Here is a 22,489-nt window from a genome sequence, read left to right on the forward strand (position 1 = left end):
TTTTCTTTTTTGTAATATGATGATTAACAAATCCATATATAAAGCGTAGATGAGGAGAAGTAAAAAGCATTAACATTACAGAGAGAGTCGCCTTGGCTGGAAGTGATTCATGCTTAATGCTTTTGAAATGCGCCTCGGAGCCTCCTTTCGAAGCAGAGATGCTCTGTAGTAGAATGGAGCGGATTCTCTTCCGTTATAAGAGCTGAGGGAGCCAAGCTTTTCATTTGGCTAAACAGAGTGGAACCGCGCGTCCGAGCGTCTCTGTGTTTGCAAACACAGAGACGCTTTTTATTATTCCGATATTCTGGAAGTCTGAGGAGGAGGGAGAGAGATGTTTAAAATCTTGAAAGAGGACATTGAAGTTGTGTTTGAACAAGATCCGGCAGCAAGAAGCTATTTAGAAGTTATTTTGACTTACTCAGGATTACATGCTATTTGGGCGCATCGCATTGCTCATGCTTTTTATAAACGGAAACTGTACTTTCTTGCAAGGCTGATTTCACAAATTAGTCGCTTTTTTACAGGCATTGAGATTCATCCAGGTGCAAAGATCGGTCGTCGCTTTTTTATCGACCATGGCATGGGTGTTGTGATTGGAGAAACATGTGAAATTGGCGATAATGTAACGGTATATCAAGGAGTGACATTGGGTGGGACAGGAAAAGAAAAAGGAAAGCGCCATCCGACCATTAAAGATAACTGTTTGATTGCAACAGGAGCTAAGGTGCTTGGTTCCATTACAATTGGAGAAAATTCAAAAATAGGAGCAGGATCGGTTGTTTTAAAAGATGTACCCCCGAACTCCACTGTTGTTGGTATTCCAGGGAAAGTCGTGGTGCATAATGGAGTCAGAGTGAACAAAGATTTAAACCATACGGATTTACCGGATCCTATTGCCGATCGTTTAAAAGAGCTAGAGAATCAGGTTGAAAAGCTACAAATGGAAATTCAACAACTTAAAGAAGGGAAGGCACAAAATGAGCATTCAGCTTTATAACACATTGACACGAAAGAAAGAGAAATTTGAACCGATTGAACCAAATAAGGTAAAAATGTATGTCTGTGGTCCAACGGTGTACAACTATATTCATATTGGAAATGCGCGTCCAGCTATTGTATTTGATACCGTCCGCCGCTATTTAGAATTTCGCGGCTATGATGTGCAATATGTTTCGAACTTTACTGATGTTGATGATAAATTGATTAAGGCGGCTAAAGAATTAGGAGAAGATGTTCCAACGATTGCTGAACGTTTTATTGAGGCTTATTTTGCAGATGTATCCGCATTAGGCTGCCGAAAAGCCGATGTTCATCCGCGTGTAACCGAAAATATTGACATTATTATTGAATTTATTGAGCAGCTGATCGAAAAAGGATATGCTTATGAAGTAGATGGGGATGTTTATTATAAAACAAGAGCGTTTGCAGAATACGGAAAACTTTCACATCAATCGGTTGATGAGCTTCGAGCGGGGGCCCGTATTGAAATTGGAGAAAAGAAAAAAGATCCGCTTGATTTTGCTTTATGGAAAGCAGCGAAAGAGGGCGAAATCGCTTGGGATAGCCCTTGGGGAAAAGGACGGCCGGGCTGGCATATCGAATGCTCAGCGATGGCGCACAAATATTTAGGAGATACTATCGATATTCATGCAGGTGGCCAAGATTTAACATTTCCACATCACGAAAACGAGATTGCCCAGTCAGAAGCGTTGACAGGAAAGACATTTGCGAAATATTGGATGCATAATGGCTACATTAATATCAATAATGAAAAAATGTCTAAATCTCTCGGGAACTTTGTTCTTGTACACGATATCATTCAGCAAGTAGATCCGAAAGTATTGCGCTTTTTTATGCTATCTGTTCATTACCGTCATCCGATTAACTATAGTCAAGAGTTGTTAGAAAGCACAAAGAACGGATTGGAACGTTTAAAAACGTCCTACCTTAATTTAAAACATCGTCTTGCGAGCTGCAGCAATTTAACCGATAACGATGGGCAATGGTTAGATAAGATTAATGAATGCCGCAATGTTTTCATTACGGAGATGGATGATGATTTTAACACGGCAAATGCCATTGCTGTATTATTTGAGCTATCTAAACAGGCAAATTTATATTTGCTTGAAAAAAATACAGCTGAAAAAGTCATTTCTGCTTTCATACATGAGTTTGAAGAGCTATTAGGTGTATTGGGAATTTCTTTAACAGAGGATGAATTGCTCGATGACGAAGTCGAAGCATTGATCCAGAAGCGAAATGAAGCTAGAAAAAATCGCGATTTTGCCTTAGCTGATCAAATTAGGGATGAACTAAAAGCAAAAAATATTATTTTAGAAGATACGCCGCAAGGAACGAGATGGAAAAGAGGATAAGAGTGTGAAAGACTTTTTTGTAGATATAAAAGATGTAAAACAGCTTAATGGTTTAGCTCTTGCTTATATCGGTGATGCTGTCTACGAATTGTATGTGCGGCATCGCCTCCTTGCCAAAGGAAGCGTTAAGCCAAATCAATTACACAAGCAAGCCATCCGGTATGTTTCTGCCAAGGCGCAGGCAAAAGTGGTATTGGCGTTACTAGAACAAGCGATCTTAACGGAGGAAGAGCAAGCGGTCTTGCGCAGAGGAAGAAATGCTAAATCAGCTACAATTCCTAAAAATACCGATGTTCAAACGTATCGATACAGTACAGCCTTTGAAGCGTTGATTGGGTATCATTTCTTAGGAAATAATGAGGAAAGACTGAAAGAGCTCATCCGTTATTCATTTGATATTACTGAAGGCTAAGAAAGGAAGACGTAAAGAAATGGACCTTATTATCGGAAAAAATCCTGTATTAGAAGCGTTAAAGTCGGAACGGGAAGTAAATAAAATTTGGGTTGCCGAAGGGGCGCAGCGGGGAGCGATGCAATCGGTCATTGAGCTGGCTAAGCAGCAAAAAGTGATTGTGCAATATGTTCCGAAAAAAAAGCTGGATCAGATGGTTGATGGAAATCACCAAGGAGTTATTGCTCAAGTAGCTGCTTACCAATATTATGATATCGATGAATTATTTTACCGTGCGGCAGAAAAAAATGAACCTCCTTTCTTCTTGATGCTTGATGAGCTGGAAGACCCTCATAATTTAGGCTCTATTATGCGCACAGCCGATGCGGTCGGAGCACATGGCATTATTATCCCGAAGCGTCGTTCAGTTGGCTTAACCTCAACAGTGGCCAAAGCTTCCACAGGAGCGATTGAACATATTCCAGTTGCCCGTGTGACGAATTTAGCAAGAACGATTGATGAGCTAAAAGAACGGGGAATTTGGATTGTCGGCACGGATGCCAAAGCACAAGACGATTATCGCCAGCTGGATGGAACAATGCCTTTAGCCCTCGTAATTGGAAGTGAAGGGAAAGGAATTGGGAGGTTGATTTTGGAAAAATGTGACTTTTTAATTCGCCTTCCGATGAAGGGGAAGGTGACATCGCTAAACGCTTCAGTGGCAGCCAGTTTATTAATGTATGAGGTGTACCGTAAACGATATCCTTTAGGAGAATAACTCTATGGATATTCTCATTGTGGATGGCTACAACGTGATTGGTGCTTGGCCTGAGCTTCGCAAATTAAAAGAGCATGATCTTGCTTCAGCAAGAGATGTATTAATTTCTAAAATGGCTGAGTACCAAGGGTTTACTGGATATAAAGTGATCATTGTTTTTGATGCACACCTCGTACAAGGCGTTGAGAAAAAATATACCAATTATCAAGTAGATGTTATTTTTACAAAAGAGAATGAAACAGCAGATGAGCGAATTGAAAAGCTTGCAAAGCAGCTAATTAATATTCGGACAAAAGTATATGTAGCGACCTCTGATTACACAGAACAATGGGCGATTTTTGGACAAGGTGCTTTGCGAAAGTCGGCTCGTGAGCTTTTGACCGAAATGGAATCAATTGAACAAGGAATTTCTAAAAAAGTAAAAGCCATTCACGAACAAAAACCAGTCTCAAAAATTCCTTTAACAGATGAAGTGGCAAGAATTTTCGAAAGATGGCGAAGAGGCGAAAAATGAGAGGTTGACGCTGTAAAATTTTGTACTGTATAATAATTTTATCGATTTGTGCGGTCGGAGGGATCGGCGTGGGCGAAGGCTTCAAAAGCAAAGATGAGAAAAAGTTGGAACAGTTTGAGGATGAAGTATTAGTCGAACGGGTGCACCAAGGAGACAGCGATGCCTTGGACTTTTTGATTCATAAGTATCAAAACTTTGTCCGAGCGAAAGCGCGTTCTTATTTTTTAGTTGGAGCAGATAAAGAGGACATTATTCAGGAGGGAATGATTGGCCTATATAAAGCGATTCGGGATTTTAAAGAGGACAAGCTTACTTCTTTTAAAGCCTTTGCGGAATTATGCATTACTCGGCAAATGATTACCGCAATCAAAACGGCCACAAGGCAAAAGCACATTCCGCTCAACTCATATGTTTCGCTTGATAAGCCTATTTATGATGATGAATCCGATCGAACACTGATGGATGTTATTTCCGGAACAAAAGCAACGGATCCAGAAGAGTTGATTATTAATCGTGAAGAAGTCGATGATATTGAAATTAAAATGGCCGAGCTGTTAAGTGACTTAGAGAGAAAGGTGCTTGTTCTATATTTAGATGGGCGGTCATATCAAGAAATTTCTGAAGAGCTTAACCGCCATGTTAAATCGATTGATAACGCTTTACAAAGAGTGAAGCGAAAGTTGGAAAGATATTTGGAATATCGCGAAATCAGTCTATAAATGAAAAGGGCATGCTGGGCAACAGGCTAAAGCACTATTTGTCATTGACATAAGAAAGATGGATATGTTAAATTTTTAAAGACATCTCGTAGAACGGTGGGAGGCATATGCGTAAAAAGGTGATATTAGCCTGCAGTCAATGCAATACCCGTAATTATTCAACGATGAAAAATACCGCAAATACTCAAGAGCGTCTAGATATCAAAAAGTTTTGCAAAACTTGCAATGAACATACAATTCACCGGGAAACGAAATAAGTTTTACGATCATGCCAATGACTGGCAAAGCAGCTCTAAGTTGTTGGAGGTTATTAATCATGCAACGTATTATCAACTTTTTTAATGAAGTCGCACGTGAGATGAAAAAAGTCAGTTGGCCGAAAAGAAAAGAGTTAGTCAATTATACCATTACCGTGTTAGCCACCGTTGCTTTCATGACCATTTTTTTTGCGGTTGTGGATCTAGGGATTTCTTCTTTAATTCGTTTTGTGCTTGAATAACTGGCGCTTTGTTATGGTATAATAAAAGATAATAAGGTAGAAATAAAAGGCCCGGAAACGGGTTTTTGTTTTGCTTATAAAACTTAATTGCTGTTTAAGGGGAGGGAAGGACGTTTAAGTCCCAGCCAATGGAGAAAAACTGGTATGTTATCCATACATATTCAGGCTATGAAAATAAAGTGAAGGCCAATCTGGAAAAACGCTTAGAATCGATGGGGATGCAGGATAAAATTTTTCGCGTTGTCGTTCCTGAAGAAGAAGAAACAGATATGAAAAACGGAAAGAAAAAAGTAACAAAGCGGAAGGTATTCCCTGGATATGTGTTGGTTGAAATGATTATGACGGATGACTCTTGGTATGTAGTGCGCAATACACCAGGAGTTACTGGATTTGTCGGATCAAGCGGAGCAGGATCAAAGCCAACCCCTCTTCTTGAAGAAGAGGTTCACTTGATTTTAAAACGTATGGGCGTGCCGCTTAATGAGCTTGATTTTGATTATGAGCTAAAAGAAACGGTACAGGTTAAGGAAGGGCCTTTTGCTAATTTCACAGGAACGATTGAAGAAATTGATATGGATCGGCGGAAGGTTAAAGTGCTTGTGAATATGTTTGGGCGTGAAACCCCAGTAGAGCTTGATTTTTCGCAAATTGAAAAAATATAATTGCTGAAACAACTTGCAATCAAAAAGGAAAAGTGATAATATTTTATAGTCAGTGTATCTCATGATACAAGCTGATCATATGAACTTTTTTATAATCAATGATAAATCAGTGGCATTTCCTATGCTTTAAGCATGATAGGAAATAGAAGGGCGAAAGGTTACGTCCTGCCTTACGAAAGAATAATGCAAATGCTGCATTATTCATAACCTTATATGAGTGGGAGGGAACGTCCCTAATACCACATCACGGACTTAAGGAGGTGTGTCTCGTGGCTAAAAAAGTAATCAAAGTTGTAAAGCTACAAATTCCTGCGGGTAAAGCGAATCCGGCACCACCAGTTGGTCCAGCTTTAGGTCAAGCTGGTGTAAACATTATGGGATTCTGTAAAGAATTCAATGCTCGTACAGCTGACCAAGCAGGTTTGATCATTCCTGTTGAAATTACGGTATACGAGGACCGTTCATTTACATTTATTACAAAAACTCCGCCTGCTGCTGTTTTGCTTAAAAAAGCGGCTGGCATTGAGTCAGGTTCTGGTGAGCCAAACCGTAATAAAGTAGCAACAATCAAGCGTGACAAAGTACGTGAGATTGCTGAAACAAAAATGCCAGATCTCAATGCTGCTAGCATTGAAGCAGCAATGCGTATGGTGGAAGGTACCGCACGCAGCATGGGAATTGTTATCGAAGACTAATCGTGTTATGGTATCTGGCTGCTGAAGGTTGCGAGTACAGAAATAATCTGTTTCGCAACCTTTATTCGTGGGAGGTTATTCCGCTAAAACCACAATAAGGAGGAAATTTAAATGGCTAAAAGAGGAAAAAAATATTTAGAAGCGGCGAAGCTTGTGGACCGCTATACAGCTTATTCTGTAACTGAAGCAATTGAATTAGTGAAGAAAACAAGCATTGCGAAATTTGATGCCACTGTAGAAGTTGCTTTCCGTTTAGGGGTTGACCCTAAAAAAGCGGATCAGCAAATTCGTGGGGCCGTTGTGTTGCCTCATGGAACAGGTAAAGTACAACGCGTGCTCGTATTTGCAAAAGGAGAAAAAGCAAAAGAAGCTGAAGCTGCGGGAGCAGATTATGTGGGCGATACAGAGTACATCAACAAAATCCAACAAGGATGGTTTGATTTTGACGTAATCGTAGCTACTCCTGACATGATGGGTGAAGTCGGTAAGCTAGGTCGTATCCTAGGACCTAAAGGATTAATGCCGAATCCAAAAACAGGAACAGTTACATTTGATGTAGCAAGAGCGGTAAAAGAAATCAAAGCTGGTAAAGTAGAGTACCGTGTTGATAAAGCTGGAAACATTCATGTGCCAATTGGCAAAATTTCGTTTGATAACGAAAAGCTAGTGGGCAACTTCACAACAATTTACGAAACAATTTTAAAAGTGAAGCCTGCTGCTGCTAAAGGCACGTATGTAAAAAATGTAACAGTAACTTCAACGATGGGACCTGGCATCAAAGTCGATCCTTCAACATTTGCTGTTGCAAAATAAGTGGCTGTTGACTTTCGGGCAGTCATTTAGTATCATAAAACTTGTCTGAAAAGAGAATATCATTTGTACCGTAGACAGTAGGTGCTCGGCATGAGCTTAATTTCCTACCGAGGTGTTTTGTTTATAGAAAGCAAAGTGCATCTTGTGGTGCTTTACAGTACCTCCATGTCTACGTGGCATGGAGGTTTTCTTATGAACGGTATAAGTGGTATTTCATCTTATCTTCTACAGGAGGTGTGAAAATGAGCAGCGCAATCGAACTCAAAAAACAAGTAGTCGCAGAAATCGCAGAGAAATTCCGCGCAAGCAAATCAACTATTATTGTAGACTATCGCGGTCTAAACGTAGCAGAAGTTACTGAACTTCGCAAACAGCTTCGCGAAGCTGGTATTGAGTTCAAAGTATACAAAAATACGTTAACTCGCCGTGCGCTTGCAGAAGTTGGTTTAGAAGGGTTAGATGAAGTACTTACTGGTCCAAATGCGATCGCGTTTAGTAACGAAGATGTAGTAGCTCCAGCCAAGCTTCTAAACGATTTTGCAAAAGCGCATGAAGCGTTGGAAATTAAAGCAGGAATTATTGAAGGCAACGTAGCTACAGTTGAAGAAGTGAAAGCACTTGCTAATCTTCCTTCTCGCGAAGGCTTGCTTTCTATGTTGCTTAGCGTTCTTCAAGCTCCTATCCGCAACTTCGCGCTTGTTACAAAAGCAGTTGCAGAGAAAAAAGAAGAACAAGGTGCTTAATCTTATAGTGGCTTAGCCCATTTGAAAAACAATGCTAAACATCTTGATATTAAGGGAGGAATATTACAATGACGAAAGAACAAATCATTGAAGCGGTTAAAAATATGACAGTTTTAGAATTAAACGATTTAGTAAAAGCAATTGAAGAAGAGTTCGGCGTAACTGCTGCTGCTCCTGTAGTAGTTGCTGGTGGCGGTGCTGCTGGTGGCGAAGCTGCTGCTGAAAAAACAGAATTCGATGTTATTCTTACAGATGGCGGCGCGCAAAAAATCAAAGTTATCAAAGTTGTGCGTGAACTTACTGGTCTTGGCTTAAAAGAAGCAAAAGACTTAGTTGACAACACTCCAAAGCCAGTTAAAGAAGGCGTTTCTAAAGAAGAAGCTGAAGAAATCAAAGCTAAACTTGAAGAAGCTGGCGCTAGCGTAGAAGTGAAGTAATTTCTCTTTTCTTTATGTGGAATGAAAAAGCCCGCTAATGATAGCGGGCTTTTTCATCTTTACAGCACTTATCGTATCAGTCAAATAAAATCGATTCACTTTGTTGTCCTTGTACGGCATCAATACAAAGATGAAATGGATGGTATGTGTAAAAAACTATGGTTGTCTGACCGTCGAAATCGGACGAAGCAGGATCATCACCTGCTCACTTGGGAATTAATGTGGAGGCATCCGGCTATATATCTATATACATGGATTTTACAGCATATTCTGCTATCAAGTATGGAGAGAATGGTAAAAAGCCAATGAAAGGATGAGAATCATTGAGTGAACATTACTACTCCAAAGCTCCGTCTTCTTCAAGTGATCCACATACATGGAGTTACACACTTAGAGGAAATGATTTGCTCTTTACAACTGATCAAGGTGTTTTTTCTAAGCGTGAGGTGGATTTTGGCTCACGATTGCTCATTGAAACGTTTGAAGAGCCGTTGATTCAAGGGGACTTTTTGGATGTTGGCTGCGGCTACGGTCCGATTGGTTTAGCTTTAGCAAAAGCTTTCCCTGAGCGCAAGGTGGAGATGGTTGACATTAATGAACGAGCGATTGCGTTAGCCCGCCAAAATCAGCAGCAAAATCAAGTTCATAATGCCATCATCTATGAAAGCAATTTGTTTCAAGAGGTCGGAATGAAAAAGTTCGCCGCCATTTTAACGAACCCCCCCATTCGTGCGGGAAAGCAGATCGTTCATTCTATTTTTGCAGAAAGTGTGGATCATCTCCTTTCTGGTGGAGAATTATGGATTGTGATTCAGAAGAAGCAAGGGGCTCCTTCCGCTCTTGAAAAACTCCAATCACTATTTCCAGAAGTAGAAGTAATAACAAAGAAAAAAGGATATTATATCATAAAGGCAAAAAAATATTGACAGTTTTTTTTAGCTATGATAGCATTATAAAATGCCAAATGTGTAACCTTATGTAGCTATCTATAATTCATATGTATAATTTTATTTCTAATGGGGAAAATTATAAAATCAATAAATAGGTGAAAATGTGGTTTTCTTGTTATAGAAACCATTTTTCTTTTGTCTGATAGTAAGGCAAAAAATGCCTTCATCAGCAAGGCAGCCTTCTACTTTTTTATCAACGCTTGAATTTGAGGGGTGAATCAGTTGACAGGTCAACTAGTTCAATATGGACGACACCGCCAACGAAGAAGTTACGCGCGTATTAGTGAGGTATTGGAATTACCAAACCTTATCGAAATTCAGACCTCCTCTTACCAATGGTTTCTTGATGAAGGTCTGAGAGAAATGTTCAAAGAAATTTCGCCAATTGAGGATTTTTCCGGAAATCTATCTCTTGAATTTATCGACTATAGCCTAGGAGAGCCGAAATACTCAGTCGAAGAGTCGAAAGAACGCGATGTTACATATGCGGCACCTCTTCGCGTAAAAGTGCGCCTGATTAATAAAGAAACAGGCGAAGTAAAAGAGCAAGATGTTTTCATGGGCGATTTCCCTCTAATGACAGAGACGGGAACGTTTATTATTAACGGTGCCGAACGGGTCATTGTTTCGCAGCTTGTACGTTCTCCAAGCGTATATTATAGCGGAAAAGTAGATAAAAACGGCAAACGCGGATTCTCAGCCACTGTTATCCCAAACCGAGGCGCATGGCTGGAGTATGAAACAGATGCAAAGGACGTTGTCTATGTTCGCATTGACCGTACTCGTAAACTGCCTGTCACCGTGCTTTTGCGTGCTCTTGGATTTGGATCCGATCAAGAGATTATCGATTTAATCGGTGAAAACGAGTATATTCGTAATACGCTTGAAAAAGATAATACAGAAAATACGGAGAAAGCGTTACTAGAAATTTACGAGCGCTTACGTCCTGGCGAGCCGCCGACAGTAGAAAACGCGAAAAGCTTGCTTATTTCTCGTTTTTTTGATCCAAAACGCTATGATTTAGCGAGCGTCGGCCGCTATAAAATTAACAAAAAACTTCATATCAAAAATAGACTTTTCAATCAACGGCTTGCTGAAACGCTCGTTCATCCGGAGACTGGTGAAATTATCGCTGAAAAAGGAACGATGATTGATCGCAGAACGCTTGATCGAATTCTACCTTATCTCGAAAACGGGATCGGCTTCCGGACATATAAGCCATTCGGTGGTGTAGTAGATGAGGAGTTTACGCTTCAGTCCATTAAAATTTATGCACCGAATGATCCTGATGGTGAGCAAGTCATTAATGTCATTGGCAACGGATACATTGCTGAAGATGTCAAACACATTACGCCAAGCGATATTATTGCGTCCATTAGCTATTTCTTCAACCTTCTCCATGGAGTAGGTGACACGGATGATATCGATCATTTAGGAAACCGGCGCCTTCGTTCTGTAGGAGAGCTGTTGCAAAACCAATTCCGTATCGGTTTATCGCGCATGGAACGGGTAGTTCGCGAGCGCATGTCGATTCAGGACACAAATACGATCACACCTCAACAGCTTATTAATATTCGTCCAGTGATTGCTGCTATTAAGGAGTTCTTTGGCAGCTCACAGCTTTCACAATTTATGGATCAAACCAATCCGCTTGCTGAGCTGACTCATAAGCGCCGTTTATCCGCATTAGGACCAGGCGGTTTAACTCGCGAACGTGCGGGTATGGAAGTGCGTGACGTACACTATTCTCACTATGGACGCATGTGTCCGATTGAAACACCTGAGGGGCCAAACATCGGTTTAATTAACTCTTTATCTACGTATGCCAAAGTTAATAAATTTGGATTCATTGAAACACCTTATCGCCGAGTTGACCCTGAAACAGGAAAAATCACGGACCGCATCGACTATTTAACGGCTGACGAAGAAGATAACTATGTGGTAGCGCAGGCAAATGCCAGAATTGCTGAGGATGGAACATTCCTAGATGAAGATATTGTAGCGCGCTTCCGTGGTGAAAACATTGTCGTTAAACGCGATCGCGTCGACTATATGGACGTATCGCCGAAACAGGTCGTATCAGCGGCGACTGCGTGTATTCCATTCTTAGAAAATGACGATTCCAACCGAGCGTTGATGGGAGCAAACATGCAACGCCAAGCGGTGCCGTTATTGCAGCCGGAAGCACCAATTGTTGGTACAGGAATGGAATATGTATCAGCTAAAGATTCAGGTGCTGCTGTTATTTGTAAGCATCGTGGAATTGTTGAGCGGGTGGAAGCAAAAGAAATTTGGGTTCGCCGTTTGGTGGAAGTTGACGGGAAAGAGATAAAAGGCGATCTGGACAAATATCGTCTGCTTAAATTTGTTCGTTCCAACCAAGGAACATGCTATAATCAACGCCCAATTGTGAAAAAAGGCGATATTGTTGAAAAAGGAGAAATTCTCGCAGACGGACCATCAATGGAAAAAGGTGAACTGGCGCTCGGTCGCAACGTATTAGTTGCCTTTATGACATGGGATGGTTATAACTACGAAGACGCGATCATTATGAGCGAACGTCTTGTAAAAGAAGATGTATATACGTCTGTTCACATTGAAGAATATGAATCAGAATCTCGTGACACAAAATTGGGACCAGAGGAAATCACCCGCGATATTCCAAACGTTGGAGAAGACGCGTTGCGCAATCTAGATGAGCGCGGCATTGTGCGAATTGGCGCAGAAGTAAAAGACGGAGATTTGCTAGTAGGGAAGGTCACACCAAAAGGGGTGACAGAGCTGACAGCGGAAGAACGTCTGCTTCATGCTATCTTCGGAGAAAAAGCGCGTGAAGTGCGCGACACCTCGCTTCGTGTACCACACGGTGGCGGCGGGATCGTACTGGATGTCAAAGTCTTTAACCGAGAAGATGGGGATGAACTTCCTCCCGGCGTGAACCAGCTTGTGCGTGTATACATTGTTCAAAAACGGAAAATCTCTGCTGGAGATAAAATGGCTGGTCGTCACGGAAACAAAGGGGTTATCTCAAGAATTCTTCCGGAAGAAGATATGCCATTTTTACCAGATGGAACACCGGTGGATATCATGTTAAACCCATTGGGCGTTCCTTCACGCATGAACATTGGTCAGGTGCTTGAATTGCATTTGGGAATGGCTGCGAGAAAGCTTGGCCTTCATGTTGCTTCACCAGTATTCGATGGAGCTCGCGAAGAAGACGTTTGGGCCATTTTGGAGGAAGCTGGAATGGCACGTGATGCCAAAACGGTGCTTTATGATGGAAGAACTGGTGAGCCGTTCGATAATCGTGTCTCTGTCGGAATCATGTACATGATTAAACTTGCGCACATGGTTGACGATAAGCTCCATGCTCGTTCTACAGGTCCATACTCGCTTGTCACGCAACAGCCGCTTGGCGGTAAAGCTCAATTTGGCGGCCAGCGTTTTGGTGAGATGGAGGTTTGGGCTCTTGAGGCTTATGGTGCGGCATATACGCTACAAGAAATTTTGACTGTGAAGTCGGACGATGTAGTGGGTCGCGTAAAAACTTACGAAGCCATTGTCAAAGGTGAAAATGTTCCAGAACCAGGCGTTCCGGAATCATTTAAAGTTTTAATCAAAGAGCTTCAAAGCTTAGGAATGGATGTGACGATCCTTTCAAGTGACGAGAAAGAAATCAACATGGAAAACTTTGACGAAGATGATGATGTCCAACCAGCAGAAGCCATTGCCGTTGGAATAGAAGTGGAAAAAGAAGAAGAAAAAGATGCAGTGACAAAGGAATAAACCGATAAGGCAAAAAGGGTAAAACCTGGAGATTGAGAGGGAGGTAGGCCCCTTGCTAGATGTAAATAACTTTGAGTATATGAAAATCGGACTCGCTTCGCCGGAAAAAATTCGCTCTTGGTCCTATGGCGAAGTGAAAAAACCAGAAACGATTAACTATCGTACACTCAAGCCTGAAAAAGACGGGTTGTTCTGCGAGCGCATTTTTGGACCAACGAAAGACTGGGAATGCCATTGTGGAAAATATAAGCGCGTACGTTATAAAGGTGTTGTTTGCGATCGTTGTGGTGTAGAAGTTACTCGAGCGAAAGTTCGCCGTGAGCGTATGGGCCATATTGAACTGGCTGCCCCTGTTTCGCATATATGGTATTTTAAAGGGATTCCGAGCCGCATGGGACTTGTCCTAGACATGTCCCCGCGGGCTTTGGAAGAGGTCATTTATTTTGCCTCATATGTTGTTACAGATCCCGGAGATACACCGCTTGAGAAAAAGCAGCTTCTTTCCGAGAAGGAGTATCGTGCCTATCGTGAAAAATACGGAAGCTCGTTCCAAGCATCAATGGGAGCAGAAGCCATTAAAAAGCTTTTACAGGATATTGATCTTGAAAAAGAAGTAGAAACATTAAAAGAAGAGCTAAAAACAGCGCAAGGACAACGGCGCGCTCGGGCGATTAAACGCTTAGAAGTGTTGGAAGCCTTCCGTAATTCCGGAAATGATCCAGCATGGATGGTGCTTGACGTACTTCCGGTTATTCCGCCTGAATTGCGCCCAATGGTTCAATTAGACGGTGGCCGTTTTGCGACTTCAGACTTAAATGATTTATATCGTCGTGTCATTAACCGGAACAATCGCTTGAAGCGTTTATTAGATCTGGGTGCGCCAAGCATCATTGTGCAAAACGAAAAAAGGATGCTTCAAGAAGCGGTGGATGCGTTAATTGACAATGGACGCCGTGGCCGTCCGGTAACAGGGCCAGGGAACCGTCCGCTTAAATCTTTATCGCATATGCTAAAAGGTAAACAAGGGCGTTTCCGCCAAAACTTACTTGGTAAACGCGTGGACTATTCTGGCCGCTCTGTAATCGTCGTCGGCCCGAACTTAAAAATGTATCAATGCGGTTTGCCAAAAGAAATGGCGTTGGAACTCTTCAAGCCATTTGTTATGAAAGAGCTGGTTGAGCGTGGTTTGGCTCATAATATTAAAAGCGCGAAACGAAAAATCGAGCGTGTGCACCCGGAAGTTTGGGATGTATTGGAGTCTGTCATTAAAGAACATCCAGTGCTTTTAAACCGTGCTCCAACTTTGCATAGACTTGGAATTCAAGCGTTTGAACCAACGCTTGTTGAAGGACGGGCAATTCGTCTGCATCCGCTTGTGTGTACAGCCTATAATGCGGACTTTGACGGAGACCAAATGGCTGTACACGTTCCGTTATCAGCAGAAGCACAAGCGGAAGCGCGTTTGCTTATGCTGGCGGCCCAGAACATTTTGAATCCGAAAGATGGAAAACCAGTTGTTACTCCTTCACAAGATATGGTGTTAGGAAACTATTACTTGACGATGGAACGCGAGGGTGCGGTCGGTGAAGGAATGATCTTCAAAGATACAGATGAGGCGTTGCTCGCTTACCATAGCGGCTACGTGCATTTGCACACTCGAATTGCCATCCATGCGGGTTCGTTAAAAAATGAAACGTTCACAGAAGAGCAAAATCAGAAGTTGCTCATTACAACCGTCGGGAAGTTGATCTTTAACGAAATTCTGCCGAAGTCTTTCCCGTATATTAACGAGCCGACGCAGGAAAATATTGAAGAAAGAACGCCGGATAAATACTTCCTTGATAAAGGCGTAAACGTAAAAGAAGAAATCCGCAAGCGCGAGCTTGTGCCTCCGTTTAAAAAGAAAATACTCGGTAATATTATTGCTGAAGTATTTAAACGGTTCAAAATCACGGAAACATCTAAAATGTTAGACCGGATGAAGGATCTTGGATTTAAGTATTCGACAAAAGCTGGTATTACTATTGGTGTAGCCGATATCGTCGTATTGCCGGAAAAGCAAGAAATCCTTCAAGAAGCGCAAACGAAAGTAGATACAGTGTTAAAGCAGTTTAGACGCGGTTTAATTACAGATGAAGAGCGTTATGAACGTGTCATTTCCGTGTGGAGCGCTGCGAAGGATAAAATTCAAAGCAAGCTGATGGAGTCCTTAGATAAGCGTAACCCGATCTTTATGATGAGTGATTCTGGAGCGCGTGGTAACGCCTCTAACTTTACACAGCTTGCAGGTATGCGCGGATTGATGGCGAACCCGGCGGGACGCATTATCGAATTGCCGATCAAATCATCCTTCCGTGAAGGTTTAACAGTATTGGAATACTTTATTTCCACACACGGTGCGCGTAAAGGACTTGCTGATACAGCACTAAAAACAGCGGATTCTGGTTATTTAACGCGCCGACTTGTCGACGTTGCCCAAGATGTCATTGTTCGTGAAGATGATTGCGGTACAGACCGTGGTATGCTTGTGAAATCACTAACTGATGGAACAGAAGTGATTGTGAAGCTAGAGGAGCGTCTAGTAGGACGCTATGCGCGGAAAACAGTGAAACATCCAGAAACAGGAGAAATTCTAGTAAAAGAGAACGAAATGATCACGGAGGATATTGCTAACGCTATTATTAAAGCCGGCATTGATCAAGTATGGATTCGTTCTGCTTTTACATGCAACACTCGCCATGGAGTATGTAAAAAATGTTATGGCCGCAACCTTGCTACTGGTGCAGAAGTAGAAGTAGGAGAAGCAGTTGGCATTATCGCTGCCCAATCCATCGGTGAACCTGGTACACAGCTAACGATGCGTACATTCCACACAGGTGGGGTAGCAGGAGACGATATCACACAAGGTTTGCCTCGGGTTCAGGAGCTATTTGAAGCGCGTAATCCGAAGGGGCAAGCGGTCATCTCTGAAATCGATGGTGTCGTCGTTGCTATTAATGAAACGAGAGACCGTCAACAAGAAATCGTCGTAAAAGGCGAGGTTGAGACACGGACATATACGGCTCCATACAACGCAAGATTAAAAGTTCAAGAAGGAAAGCAAGTTGAGAGAGGTCAAGAGTTGACAGAAGGATCGATTGATCCGAAGGAGCTCCTCAAAGTAAAAGACATCACGGCTGTTCAAGAGTACTTATTGCGTGAAGTGCAAAAAGTATACCGGATGCAAGGAGTAGAAATTAGCGATAAGCATATTGAAGTGATGGTGCGTCAAATGCTTCGCAAAGTTCGAGTCATTGACGCTGGAGACACAGATGTACTCCCAGGTACCTTGCTTGATGTTCATCAATTTACAGATGCGAATATGCAGGTTCTGCTTGAAGGAAAACGTCCAGCTACGGCTCGCCCGGTGCTTCTTGGTATTACAAAAGCGTCACTCGAAACAGATTCGTTCTTATCCGCTGCTTCATTCCAAGAAACGACGCGTGTGTTAACGGATGCAGCTATCAAAGGTAAGCGCGATGAATTGCTTGGCTTAAAAGAAAATGTGATCATCGGTAAGCTTGTGCCAGCCGGAACGGGAATGGCGCGTTATCGAAAAATCAAGCCTGCGGTTAAACAGCATCAGGATGAACAAGTAACAACCAAGTAAATCATGATTTATGGAGTTACCGGCAGGTAAGACCTGCCGGTAACAAATTCATCAAATAAGAGTTGACAATGTCATGTAGAACATGTTAATGTAATAAAGGTGTTCCGAAAACCTGTTGCTTTGGAGGATATGGCATATGTCTTATGAAAAAGTATTACAGGCTCAACAAGTGTTAGTGGGAACAAAGCAAACAATGCGCGCCCTAAAAGAAGGAAGCGCACAGGAAGTAGTGGTTGCCGAGGATGTTGATCCAGCCATTACCACTAAAATTATGGAAGCAGCAAACAAGGCAGGCGTCCCTGTAACAAAGGTAGATTCAATGAAGAAGCTTGGAGAAGCATGTAAAATCCAAGTAAGGGCAGCAGCTGTTGCGATTATTCGTTAAAACTGTTTTTGTGGATTTTCTACAAAAACTTTGTTTTTGCATAAATAATGAGCCACCTGGATGTGTGGACTTGAACTTATGTGTGAAGGGAGGATTTTTATTATGCCTACAATTAACCAATTAGTACGCAAAGGCCGTACGAAAAAAGTTGTGAAATCTAAATCCCCTGCTTTAAATAAAGGGTATAACAGCTTCAAAAAAATACAAACGAACGTTGCTTCTCCGCAAAAACGCGGTGTATGTACACGTGTAGGTACAATGACGCCGAAGAAGCCAAACTCAGCGCTTCGTAAATACGCCCGTGTGCGTTTATCAAACGGAATCGAGGTAACAGCATACATTCCGGGTATCGGCCACAACCTACAAGAGCACAGCGTTGTATTAATTCGCGGTGGCCGTGTTAAAGACTTGCCGGGTGTGCGCTATCACATCGTTCGCGGTGCATTAGATACTGCAGGTGTGGCTAACCGTATGCAAGGCCGTTCTAAATACGGTGCTAAGAAACCAAAAGCTGCTAAAAAATAACAGATGATGACAATTGAAAAAATAGGATTTTTTTCTTGAAAGGAGGAAAAACTATGCCACGTAAAGGTTCGGTTGCGAAAAGAGATGTACTACCAGATCCAATTTACAATTCGAAACTCGTAACACGCCTCATCAACAAAATCATGATTGATGGTAAAAAAGGAAAGGCGCAAAAAATTCTTTACACATCGTTCGATATTATTCGTGAACGCACTGGCAAAGATCCGATGGAAGTATTTGAACAAGCATTAAAAAATGTAATGCCTGTTCTTGAGGTGCGTGCACGTCGCGTTGGTGGTGCGAACTACCAAGTTCCAGTAGAGGTTCGTCCTGACCGCCGCACAACATTAGGTCTTCGTTGGTTAGTAAACTACGCTCGTCTTCGTGGTGAGAAAACGATGGAAGAGCGTTTAGCAAACGAAATTTTAGATGCTGCAAACAATACAGGAGCATCTGTGAAAAAACGCGAAGATACTCACAAAATGGCAGAGGCAAACAGAGCATTTGCTCACTATCGCTGGTAATCGTATTGCCTTAATGAAACGATGGATCTTTTATGTCCAATGAGGAAAATAGGTGAAGACGATCAGGTGTTGACCTTGTTCGTATACTCACCTATCTTCCTATATTTGCAACTATTTATTAAATTAAGATACTTAACTTATCAAGGAAGGAGAAAAAACCAAGATGGCAAGAGAGTTCTCCTTAGAAAACACTCGCAATATTGGTATCATGGCTCATATCGATGCCGGTAAAACGACAACAACGGAACGTATCCTTTTCTATACAGGTCGCGTTCATAAAATCGGTGAAGTGCATGAAGGCGCTGCTACGATGGACTGGATGGAACAAGAGCAAGAGCGCGGGATTACCATCACGTCTGCGGCGACAACAGCTCAATGGAAAGGTCATCGTATTAACATTATCGACACACCAGGACACGTAGATTTCACAGTGGAAGTTGAACGTTCTTTACGTGTTTTAGACGGAGCAGTAGCAGTACTTGATGCGCAATCTGGGGTAGAGCCTCAGACTGAAACGGTATGGCGTCAGGCGACTACATACGGTGTTCCTCGTATTGTATTCGTTAACAAAATGGACAAAATCGGCGCTGATTTCTTATATTCTGTTAAAACACTTCATGACCGTTTGCAAGCGAATGCTCATCCGGTCCAATTGCCGATTGGCGCTGAAGATCAATTCAATGGCATTATTGATCTTGTTGAAATGTGCGCTTATCATTACCACGATGAATTAGGTAAAAACATTGAGCGCATTGAAATTCCAGAAGATTACCGCGATGTAGCAGAAGAATATCGCGGGAAATTGATTGAAGCAGTAGCGGAGCTTGATGAAGAATTAATGATGAAATATTTAGAAGGAGAAGAGGTTACAACAGAGGAATTAAAGGCAGCAATCCGTAAAGCCACTATTTCTGTTGAATTCTTCCCAGTATTCTGCGGCTCTGCTTTCAAAAACAAAGGTGTTCAGTTAATGCTAGATGGAGTCGTAGATTACCTACCTGCTCCAGTGGACATCCCGCCAATTAAAGGGGTTGTTCCAGATACAGAAGAAGAGACAGTGCGTGAATCTCGCGATGATGCTCCATTTGCAGCATTAGCGTTTAAAATTATGACAGACCCTTACGTTGGTAAGTTGACGTTCTTCCGCGTATATTCTGGTATATTAGATTCCGGTTCATACGTATTGAACTCGACAAAACGTAAACGTGAACGTATCGGTCGTATTCTACAAATGCATGCGAACCACCGCCAAGAAATTTCTACAGTATATGCGGGTGATATCGCTGCAGCAGTAGGTTTAAAAGATACAACGACTGGAGATACTCTGTGCGATGAAAAAGATCCTGTTATTTTGGAATCTATGACATTCCCAGAGCCAGTTATTCAAATTGCGATTGAACCAAAATCAAAAGCAGACCAAGACAAAATGAGCACAGCGTTGCAAAAGCTACAAGAAGAAGACCCAACATTCCGTGCATGGACAGACCAAGAAACAGGTCAGACCATTATTGCGGGTATGGGTGAGCTTCACCTTGATATCATTGTTGACCGTATGCGTCGTGAGTTCAAAGTAGAAGCGAATGTAGGTGCTCCGCAAGTTGCATACCGCGAAACATTCCGCAAGTCTGCTCAAGTAGAAGGTAAATTCGTACGTCAGTCTGGTGGTCGCGGTCAATACGGTCACGTTTGGATTGAATTTACGCCAAACGAAGAAGGAAAAGGCTTCGAATTTGAGAATGCGATTGTCGGTGGGGTTGTTCCAAGAGAGTATATCCCGGCAATTCAAGCTGGTCTTGAAGATGCAATGCAAAATGGTGTTCTTGCTGGATATCCAGTTGTTGATATCAAAGCGAAACTATTCGATGGTTCTTACCACGATGTAGACTCAAGTGAAATGGCGTTCAAAATTGCTGCTTCTCTTGCATTGAAAAACGCAGCAACAAAATGTGACCCAGTATTACTTGAACCAATTATGAAAGTAGAAGTTGTCATTCCAGAAGAATACCTTGGTGACATTATGGGTGACATTACTTCTCGCCGCGGACGCGTAGAAGGCATGGAGGCTCGCGGTAACGCGCAAGTGGTACACGCGATGGTTCCATTATCCGAAATGTTCGGATATGCCACTTCATTGCGTTCTAATACGCAAGGACGCGGAGTATTCTCCATGGTGTTCGATCACTATGAAGAAGTTCCAAAGAGCATTGCTGAGGAAATCATCAAAAAAAATAAAGGTGAATAATTGATTTTCTAGCATTGTTCAAGTATAAATACTTATGTAAGACTTGGGAGCGGACATGCTTGCATGTTTGCTTCCAAGCATTCAATATACTTAAAAATTAAAATGAAATTTATTATTTAAGGAGGATATCTATAATGGCTAAAGCGAAATTTGAACGCTCTAAACCACACGTTAACATTGGTACAATTGGCCACGTTGACCATGGTAAAACAACTTTAACAGCTGCAATCACAACTGTTCTTGCGAAACAAGGTAAAGCAGAAGCTCGTGCATACGATCAAATCGACGCTGCTCCAGAAGAGCGTGAGCGCGGTATCACAATCTCAACTGCACACGTTGAGTACGAAACTGACAACCGCCACTATGCACACGTTGACTGCCCAGGACACGCTGACTACGTGAAAAACATGATCACTGGTGCGGCACAAATGGACGGCGCGATCCTTGTAGTATCTGCTGCTGACGGTCCAATGCCACAAACTCGTGAGCACATTCTTCTTTCTCGCCAAGTAGGCGTACCATACATCGTAGTATTCTTAAACAAATGCGATATGGTAGACGACGAGGAATTATTAGAACTTGTTGAAATGGAAGTTCGTGACCTATTGTCTGAATACGAATTCCCTGGCGATGAAATCCCAGTAATCAAAGGTTCTGCGTTAAAAGCTCTTGAAGGTGACGCTGAATGGGAAGCTAAAATCGTTGAGCTTATGAACGCTGTTGATGAGTATATCCCAACTCCACAACGCGACACTGATAAACCATTCATGATGCCAGTTGAGGACGTATTCTCGATCACTGGTCGTGGTACAGTTGCTACTGGTCGTGTTGAGCGCGGTATCTTAAAAGTTGGTGACGTTGTAGACATCATCGGTCTTGCTGATGAGCCAAAATCTACAACAGTTACTGGTGTAGAAATGTTCCGTAAGCTTCTTGACCAAGCAGAAGCTGGTGACAACATCGGTGCACTTCTTCGCGGTGTTGCTCGCGATGAAATCCAACGTGGTCAAGTACTTGCAAAACCAGGCACAATCACACCACACACAAAATTTAAAGCAGAAGTTTACGTATTATCTAAAGAAGAAGGTGGACGTCATACCCCATTCTTCTCTAACTACCGTCCACAATTCTACTTCCGTACAACTGACGTTACTGGTATCATCACTCTGCCAGAAGGCGTAGAGATGGTTATGCCTGGCGACAACATCGAAATGACAGTAGAATTGATTGCACCTATCGCGATTGAAGAAGGTACAAAATTCTCTATCCGCGAAGGTGGACGTACAGTAGGCGCTGGCGTTGTATCTTCTATCATTGAATAATCATAGAAAGGGTTTGCTTCAAGCAAACCCTTTTTTATTGTTGAAAATCTATCTGGGCAGCGTTGTCTTCATTACTTGTCTATGACGGAAAGTTGCGTCGCCATCAAAAAGATGAAAATTGTGTTTTGCTATGTTTTGGTTCTCATAAATAATAAAAACTCGTGGTGCTAGATCTAATCGAATCACTTATTGTCTCCATGCTTGTATACATATGATGATATCTATTAAAACTCATGATCGTTTGACTGCAAAAGTAAATCATCATCCGCTCATATGAGAATCAAATCATGTCGATATGAAAGTATTTTCAACATAGACTCAAGAAATAGGGGCCTAAATCTCAATAATGAAATTCAGGCCAATAGGTTTATAAATGTCCCCATTCGTCTACAATGGATTCAGGCATTTTTGACACGCGTTGATAAGCTGTAGCGAAAATCAGTTTTACGATAAAACAATGGATGCAAAGCGAGATTTTGC

At 42.0% G+C, this 22,489-nt stretch carries 21 protein-coding genes and 2 other annotated features; all 21 genes read left to right on the top strand.

Annotation, left to right across the window (positions count from 1 at the left end):
* The first annotated feature begins 37 nt into the window (after positions 1-37).
* Positions 38-266: a binding site (T-box leader), on the top strand.
* A 65-nt stretch (positions 267-331) separates the two neighbouring features.
* The gene (cysE, locus tag B6A27_RS11740) at positions 332-997 is read left to right on the top strand and encodes a serine O-acetyltransferase (protein WP_066150196.1); all 666 of its coding nucleotides are present in this window, start codon (positions 332-334) and stop codon (positions 995-997) included.
* A complete protein-coding gene (gene cysS / locus B6A27_RS11745) occupies positions 978-2,375 on the top strand; it encodes a cysteine--tRNA ligase (protein WP_066150199.1) in 1,398 nt (465 codons plus the stop codon). The genes cysE and cysS overlap by 20 nt, the downstream gene beginning before the upstream one ends.
* Positions 2,376-2,379: 4 nt before the next feature.
* The gene (locus B6A27_RS11750) at positions 2,380-2,787 is read left to right on the top strand and encodes a Mini-ribonuclease 3 (protein ID WP_231734667.1); all 408 of its coding nucleotides are present in this window, start codon (positions 2,380-2,382) and stop codon (positions 2,785-2,787) included.
* A 19-nt stretch (positions 2,788-2,806) separates the two neighbouring features.
* Positions 2,807-3,544, top strand: coding sequence for a 23S rRNA (guanosine(2251)-2'-O)-methyltransferase RlmB (gene rlmB, locus B6A27_RS11755; RefSeq protein ID WP_066150202.1), 738 nt, complete (start codon positions 2,807-2,809; stop codon positions 3,542-3,544).
* Between the two features lie 4 nt (positions 3,545-3,548).
* Positions 3,549-4,058 (top strand): NYN domain-containing protein, encoded by a 510-nt coding sequence (locus B6A27_RS11760; protein ID WP_066150205.1) that lies wholly within the window; start codon positions 3,549-3,551, stop codon positions 4,056-4,058.
* 68 nt (positions 4,059-4,126) lie between these two features.
* Positions 4,127-4,777 (top strand): RNA polymerase sporulation sigma factor SigH, encoded by a 651-nt coding sequence (gene sigH / locus B6A27_RS11765; RefSeq protein ID WP_066150211.1) that lies wholly within the window; start codon positions 4,127-4,129, stop codon positions 4,775-4,777.
* Positions 4,778-4,884: 107 nt separating this feature from the next.
* On the top strand, positions 4,885-5,034 hold the full coding sequence (rpmG, locus tag B6A27_RS11770) for a 50S ribosomal protein L33 (RefSeq protein WP_080862215.1): 150 nt from the start codon (positions 4,885-4,887) through the stop codon (positions 5,032-5,034).
* Between the two features lie 59 nt (positions 5,035-5,093).
* Entirely contained in the window at positions 5,094-5,276 is a 183-nt protein-coding gene (gene secE, locus B6A27_RS11775; RefSeq protein WP_044744077.1) for a preprotein translocase subunit SecE, read from the top strand.
* 128 nt (positions 5,277-5,404) lie between these two features.
* Complete coding sequence (gene nusG / locus B6A27_RS11780) at positions 5,405-5,938, top strand: transcription termination/antitermination protein NusG (RefSeq protein ID WP_044744076.1); 534 nt, start codon at positions 5,405-5,407, stop codon at positions 5,936-5,938.
* 269 nt (positions 5,939-6,207) lie between these two features.
* Positions 6,208-6,633 carry a 50S ribosomal protein L11 gene (gene rplK, locus B6A27_RS11785; protein ID WP_027410223.1) on the top strand — a complete coding sequence of 142 codons (426 nt, stop codon included), beginning with the start codon at positions 6,208-6,210 and terminating at the stop codon, positions 6,631-6,633.
* Between the two features lie 111 nt (positions 6,634-6,744).
* Complete coding sequence (gene rplA / locus B6A27_RS11790) at positions 6,745-7,446, top strand: 50S ribosomal protein L1 (protein WP_066150214.1); 702 nt, start codon at positions 6,745-6,747, stop codon at positions 7,444-7,446.
* Between the two features lie 50 nt (positions 7,447-7,496).
* Positions 7,497-7,646: a sequence feature (ribosomal protein L10 leader region), on the top strand.
* A gap of 42 nt (positions 7,647-7,688) precedes the next feature.
* Entirely contained in the window at positions 7,689-8,189 is a 501-nt protein-coding gene (gene rplJ, locus B6A27_RS11795; RefSeq protein ID WP_044744074.1) for a 50S ribosomal protein L10, read from the top strand.
* 68 nt (positions 8,190-8,257) lie between these two features.
* On the top strand, positions 8,258-8,626 hold the full coding sequence (rplL, locus tag B6A27_RS11800) for a 50S ribosomal protein L7/L12 (protein ID WP_044744073.1): 369 nt from the start codon (positions 8,258-8,260) through the stop codon (positions 8,624-8,626).
* A gap of 323 nt (positions 8,627-8,949) precedes the next feature.
* On the top strand, positions 8,950-9,552 hold the full coding sequence (locus B6A27_RS11805; RefSeq protein WP_080862216.1) for a class I SAM-dependent methyltransferase: 603 nt from the start codon (positions 8,950-8,952) through the stop codon (positions 9,550-9,552).
* 246 nt (positions 9,553-9,798) lie between these two features.
* Entirely contained in the window at positions 9,799-13,362 is a 3,564-nt protein-coding gene (gene rpoB / locus B6A27_RS11810) for a DNA-directed RNA polymerase subunit beta (protein ID WP_044744071.1), read from the top strand.
* Between the two features lie 52 nt (positions 13,363-13,414).
* Positions 13,415-17,011: a DNA-directed RNA polymerase subunit beta' gene (gene rpoC, locus B6A27_RS11815; protein ID WP_044744070.1), complete on the top strand. Its 3,597-nt coding sequence runs from the start codon at positions 13,415-13,417 to the stop codon at positions 17,009-17,011.
* Positions 17,012-17,147: 136 nt separating this feature from the next.
* Positions 17,148-17,396 (top strand): 50S ribosomal protein L7ae-like protein, encoded by a 249-nt coding sequence (locus B6A27_RS11820; RefSeq protein WP_080862217.1) that lies wholly within the window; start codon positions 17,148-17,150, stop codon positions 17,394-17,396.
* A gap of 102 nt (positions 17,397-17,498) precedes the next feature.
* A complete protein-coding gene (gene rpsL / locus B6A27_RS11825) occupies positions 17,499-17,921 on the top strand; it encodes a 30S ribosomal protein S12 (RefSeq protein ID WP_080862218.1) in 423 nt (140 codons plus the stop codon).
* Between the two features lie 53 nt (positions 17,922-17,974).
* A complete protein-coding gene (gene rpsG / locus B6A27_RS11830; RefSeq protein WP_044744067.1) occupies positions 17,975-18,445 on the top strand; it encodes a 30S ribosomal protein S7 in 471 nt (156 codons plus the stop codon).
* A 163-nt stretch (positions 18,446-18,608) separates the two neighbouring features.
* Entirely contained in the window at positions 18,609-20,687 is a 2,079-nt protein-coding gene (gene fusA, locus B6A27_RS11835; RefSeq protein ID WP_080862219.1) for an elongation factor G, read from the top strand.
* Between the two features lie 134 nt (positions 20,688-20,821).
* Complete coding sequence (tuf, locus tag B6A27_RS11840; protein ID WP_066150224.1) at positions 20,822-22,009, top strand: elongation factor Tu; 1,188 nt, start codon at positions 20,822-20,824, stop codon at positions 22,007-22,009.
* Positions 22,010-22,489: the final 480 nt, after the last annotated feature.

It is taken from the genome of Anoxybacillus sp. UARK-01 (assembly GCF_002075365.1).
Taxonomy (GTDB): domain Bacteria; phylum Bacillota; class Bacilli; order Bacillales; family Anoxybacillaceae; genus Anoxybacteroides; species Anoxybacteroides rupiense.